The sequence below is a fragment of the Actinoallomurus acaciae genome (assembly GCF_042429965.1).
Classification (GTDB): domain Bacteria; phylum Actinomycetota; class Actinomycetes; order Streptosporangiales; family Streptosporangiaceae; genus Actinoallomurus; species Actinoallomurus acaciae.
This window is the reverse complement of record NZ_JBHLZP010000588.1, coordinates 1-4,750: the sequence shown is the minus strand read 5'-3', so window position 1 is coordinate 4,750 and position 4,750 is coordinate 1. Positions and strand designations below refer to the sequence as shown.

Annotated in this window: 6 protein-coding genes; 1 reads left to right on the top strand and 5 read right to left on the bottom strand. The window is 70.9% G+C overall.

The window, feature by feature from the left end; translation table 11 throughout:
• The 3 genes from ACFFNX_RS42650 to ACFFNX_RS42640 all read right to left on the bottom strand — a co-directional run.
• A partial coding sequence (locus ACFFNX_RS42650) for a fructosamine kinase family protein (RefSeq protein ID WP_378211950.1) occupies positions 1–504 on the bottom strand: 504 nt, incomplete at its 3' end.
• Positions 501–977: a low molecular weight protein-tyrosine-phosphatase gene (locus tag ACFFNX_RS42645; RefSeq protein ID WP_378211949.1), complete on the bottom strand. Its 477-nt coding sequence runs from the start codon at positions 975–977 to the stop codon at positions 501–503. The genes ACFFNX_RS42650 and ACFFNX_RS42645, both read right to left, overlap by 4 nt.
• Before the next feature lie 10 nt (positions 978–987).
• Entirely contained in the window at positions 988–1,572 is a 585-nt protein-coding gene (locus tag ACFFNX_RS42640; protein ID WP_378211948.1) for a TetR/AcrR family transcriptional regulator, read from the bottom strand.
• A gap of 69 nt (positions 1,573–1,641) precedes the next feature.
• On the opposite strand from ACFFNX_RS42640, the gene ACFFNX_RS42635 reads away from it, so the two are divergent.
• Positions 1,642–2,382: an SDR family NAD(P)-dependent oxidoreductase gene (locus tag ACFFNX_RS42635; RefSeq protein WP_378211947.1), complete on the top strand. Its 741-nt coding sequence runs from the start codon at positions 1,642–1,644 to the stop codon at positions 2,380–2,382.
• 62 nt (positions 2,383–2,444) lie between these two features.
• Here the strand turns inward: ACFFNX_RS42635 and ACFFNX_RS42630 are convergent, their stop codons facing one another.
• Positions 2,445–4,160 (bottom strand): S8 family peptidase, encoded by a 1,716-nt coding sequence (locus ACFFNX_RS42630; RefSeq protein WP_378211946.1) that lies wholly within the window; start codon positions 4,158–4,160, stop codon positions 2,445–2,447.
• Positions 4,161–4,293: 133 nt separating this feature from the next.
• Positions 4,294–4,750: DNA polymerase III subunit delta' C-terminal domain-containing protein (locus tag ACFFNX_RS42625; RefSeq protein WP_378211945.1), on the bottom strand; the 457-nt coding region annotated here is incomplete at its 5' end.

Here is a 4,750-nt window from a genome sequence, read left to right as displayed (position 1 = left end):
CGGGCCCGCGGCGTCGGCGACCCGGGCGGCGGCGCGTTCGATCTCGGCGGCGTCGCGGGCGGACAGGACGCCCTGGTCCACCGCCAGGCGCACGTACGGCAGGACGCGGCGCTCGGCATACCACTCTGGCCACTCGGCTCCGGCGGTGTTGTCGAGCGGCAGCTCGGCGATGTACCCCGGCCAGGGCGCTCCGTAGGAGTCCGCGCCCGCGCCGTGGACGGCGGCGAGCTCACGGCCGAACCGCTCGGCCGCCTCCGGGGCCGGCCGCGCGGTCTCGATCCACGGCAGAACGAGCGTGGTGTCGTCGGCGGCGATCACCTCGGGCACCGGGGCGTCGGCGCCGCTCTCGGCGAGCCAGCGCAGGCCGTTCGCCTCGGCCGCGAACAGCCCGTCGATCGCCTTCCGTGCCTGCTTGACGAACACGCGGCGGCCGTCCGGGAGGGTGCCCTTCCGCAGGTGCCATTCGTGGCTGGCGCCGAGCTCGGTGACGTCGGTGAGGTTCATCGTTCCTTGACGGCCCGGCGCACGTGGTCGAGCAGGCCCGGCACGGCGGCCTCGATCTGCTCGCGCACCTCCTCGAAGGCGGAGTCGCGGCTGTAGTAGGGGTCGGCCACGTCGAGGTCGCGCGCGCCCGGGTCGAACTCGCGCAGCAGCCGGACCTTGCGCCGCGCCTCCTCGTCGGGCGCCAGGCGGAGCAGGTCCGTACGGTGGCTCTGGTCGAGGGCGAGGATCAGGTCATAGTGGTCGAACCAGGGCACCTCGAACTGGCGCGCCCGATGGGAGGAGCGGTAGCCGGCCTTGCGCAGGGTCGCGACCGTACGCTCGTCCGCGGAGTCGCCGACGTGCCAGCGCCCGGTGCCGGAGCTGTCCACCTCGATGTCGAGGCCTTCCAGCTCGGCGTGGTGGCGGAAGATGTGCTCGGCCATCGGGGACCGGCAGATGTTGCCGGTGCAGACGAAGGTGACGCGGTACGACATGGGTGCCAGCTTAGGGACTGTCCGGCCAGACGAGCATGGCCTGGGCCGCGACCTGCTCCAGCAGCTCGCGGCCGATCCCGTCTCTGGCCTGCGTGGACATGCCCTGGATGACCGACGCGTAAAAGGTGGCCAGGGCCTCGGCGTCGGTCCCGGCCGGGAGGCGGCCCTCGTCGACGTCGGCCTGGATACGGGCGCGGATGGTGGCTTTGGTGGCCTCGCGCCCGTCTCGCAACTCGGCCTCGACGTCGGGTGAGCCGCAGTTGACGGCCGCAGAGATGATCATGCAGCCCCAGGGGTGTGCGGGGTCGGTGTAGTCGGCGGCGGCCGCGCGGAGAAGGCGCTCGATCGCGGCGCGGGCGGTGGGCTCCTCGGCGAGGGCCTGTACGGCGGGCGCGCCGTACGTCTGCTGGTAGCGCTCGACCGCCGCGCTGAACAGCTTTCTCTTGTCGCCGAAGGCGGCGTACATGCTGGGCGGGTTGATGCCCATCGCCTCGGTGAGCGCGGCGACGGAGGTCGCCTCGTACCCGTGCCGCCAGAACTGCTCGATCGCCCGGTCGAGCGCTCGCTCACGGTCGAAGCTTCGCGGTCGTGCCATGACTTGCATTCTATAGCGATCGCTAGGTTATAGTTTCTGTATCGATCACTACAGAAACGGGCAGGACTCATGGGCGACCTGACGGGCAAGACCGCGCTGGTAACGGGCGCGAGCAGGGGGATCGGCCGGGCGATCGCGCTCCGGCTGGGCCGGGACGGCGCACGCGTGGCCGTGCACTACGGCCGCGACGAGGCGGCGGCCAAGGAGGTCGTGGCCGCGATCGGCGAGGACCGGGCCTTCGCCGTACGCGCGGAGCTGAGCGCCCCGGACGCGCCGGAGGTCCTGATCGATGAGGTGGCGTCGCGTTTCGACGGGCTGGACATCCTGGTGAACAACGCCGCGATCGGCGCCTCCAGCGACCTGGAGCACACGACGCTGGAGGACTTCAACCAGATCTTCGCGGTGAACGTCCGCTCGCCGTTCTTCATCGTCCAGCGGGCGCTTCCGCTGCTGCGCGACGGCGGCCGGATCATCAACATCTCCTCCGGCGTGACCCGCATCGCGATGCCGGAGATCATCACGTACTCGCTGACCAAGGGCGCCATCGACGCCTTCGGCCACACGCTGGCCGAACAGCTCGGCGAACGCGGCATCACGGTGAACACCGTCGCCCCGGGCGTCGTGGAGACCGACAACACCGCGCCCATGCTGGCGGAGCCGGGCGCCCAGGAGGCCTGGTCGGCCCGCTCGGCCCTGGGCCGCGTCGGCCGCCCGGAGGACATCGCGGACGTGGTCGCCTTCGTCGCCTCCGATGACGCCCGCTGGATGACCGGCGACTGGATCGACGTCACCGGCGGCTCGGACCTGTGACCTGCCGTACGCGGTGAAAAGGGGCGCCCCGGCCGGGACGCCCCTTTTCCGAGAACGGGAGATCAGTGCGACACGGCGCCCAGGGCGTCGATGATGCCGTGGCCGTAGAAGCCGTTGCGCCCCTTGCCGCCTTCACACGTGTGCGTGGCCGTCACCTTCTGGTACGTACCGTCCGACTGCAGGACGTAGCGCGTGTAGGTGTACGCACGCGGGGTCGGGCAGGCGTGTTCGGTGGCGGTGCCCTCCAGGATCGACTTCACGCGGTCCGGGGACAGGGTCAGGCCGCCGTGGACGCGGTCGGGCCGGCCGTACTTGCTCACGATCAGCGCCACCACGCCCGTCGCGTGCGGGGAGGCCATCGACGTGCCCTGTAGATACTGGTAGTAACCGCACGTCGAGCCCTTGCACGAGCGGACCACGTACGGCACGTTCGGGGTGCCGTCGGGGTTCAGCTCGCCGCGCTGCTCGGCCAGCGACTTCGGGTACGCGGCCAGGATCGCCTTGGTCACGTCCGCCTTGCCGTCCGGCGTGTCGTAGGAGTCGCCGCCCGGGGCCGACACCGCGACGTAGCCGTTGCCGTAGTCGGAGTAGTACGACTTGCGGGTGCTGATGCCGAGGGCCGAGATCGCGAGGACGTTCTTGCCCTCGCTCGGCTCCGAGACGCAGGACGGCGGGATGGTCCGCTGGTACGGAGCCTCGCCGGGCGTGGCCACGTAGTCCGGGCTGGACGCGTCGATGATGGTCTTGGTGTAGTCGGTGGCGCCGTTGCCGGCCGCCGAGACCAGGGTGACGCCGTGCCGGTGCGCGTACGCGAGGGCCCGCTCCGAGGCCTGGATGACCGTACGCTGCTCGGCCTGGTACTCCGGCGAGTCGGCCGGGTTGTTCACGCAGTTGAAGAGCCAGGGGTCGGTGTAGAACGACATGTTGACCACGTCGATCCCGTGGTCCGCCGAGTAGGTCAGGGCGTCGACCACCGGCTGCAGGAAGAAGTATCCGGAGTCCTGCCCGGCCCGGACGTTCACCAGCGTCACGTTCGGGGCGACGCCCGCGATGCCGAGGCCGTTCAGCGGCGAGGCGATCGTCGAGGCGACGTGCGTGCCGTGCTCGTTGTCGTCCTCGTCGACCGGGTCGACGCAGGAGGGGTGCTCACACGGACCATCGACCTCGGTGCCGTCGGCGTCGACCGGGATGTCGGTGGTGAAGTTCCGGCTCAGCGCGCGGTCGAAGTTCGGCGCGATGTCCGGATGCGTCCCGTCGATCCCGGTGTCGATCACGCCGACGAGCACGCGGTGGTCGCCGGGCTCCTTCTTGTACGAGCCGCCGGTCGTCGCGTGGATCAGCTTCATGTCCCACTGGCGGTCCGCGAGCGGTTCCGCCGATGACGAGTGGGACGCGCCGGCCGTACGGGTGCCGCTCCGGCCCTCCTTCTCCACCGCCTGCGCCTTGGCGGCGGCGGCGCGCTGGACCTTCGGCGCCTCGCCGACCGCCCGGTTGCGCGCGACGCCGTCCACCGCCGACTGCTCGCGCGCGTCGGTGAGGAACGCCGTGTTGGCCGACCGTACGGTGGCCAGGCCGATCGCGGGGTTCTCCTTGACGATGGTGCCACCGGCCGCCGCGACGGCCGAATGCGCCTTCGCCAGGGACACCCCGTCCTTGTACAGGACGACGTACTCGCTCGTCCGGCCCTGTGTCGTGTTGCTGCTCGGTCCCGCCTGCGCGGGTGCCGCGAGCGCCGCCGTGACGGCGGCGCAGGCGGCGAGGACTATGGCGCGCCGCACCGCACACCTCCCAAGATTTACCAAGAAACAGTAAAGACTTGGAGGCATCAGATACGGTCAGCGCGGCGAAAGTCCAGTGATGCGTCTTATGTGAACCGTGGCCGCTTTTGGTCAGTTCTGGGGAAAGCGCAGGTCAGCCGGTACGCAAGGCCATCGTCATGGCCTCGACCGCGAGCTGGGGATTCACGTTGGCCTCCAGCCGCTCTCGACAGGTCATGATCGCCTCGAGCCGCTGCAGGGTCGCCTCCGGCGTGCCGCGGTAGGCCCGCAGCTCGCGCGCCCGGTCGGCGTTGACCAGATCGACGTCCGCGCCGAGCTGAACGGCCAGCAGGTCGCGATAGTACGAGGCGAGGTCGAGCAGCGCGCGGTCGATCGCGTCACGCTTCATCCGCGTGGTCCGGGACTTCTGCCGGTCCTCCAGCTCCTTGAGCGCGCCGGCCGTGCCCCGGGGCATCCGGCCCTTGGCGCTCTCCCGCAGCGCCTGGCGCAGCGCGGCCGTCTCGGTGGCGTCCAGCTCACCGGCGGCCGCCTTGGCCTCCGCCTCCGCCGCCTTGACCAGCGCCTCGGCCGCCTCGACCGCGGGTCCGAGG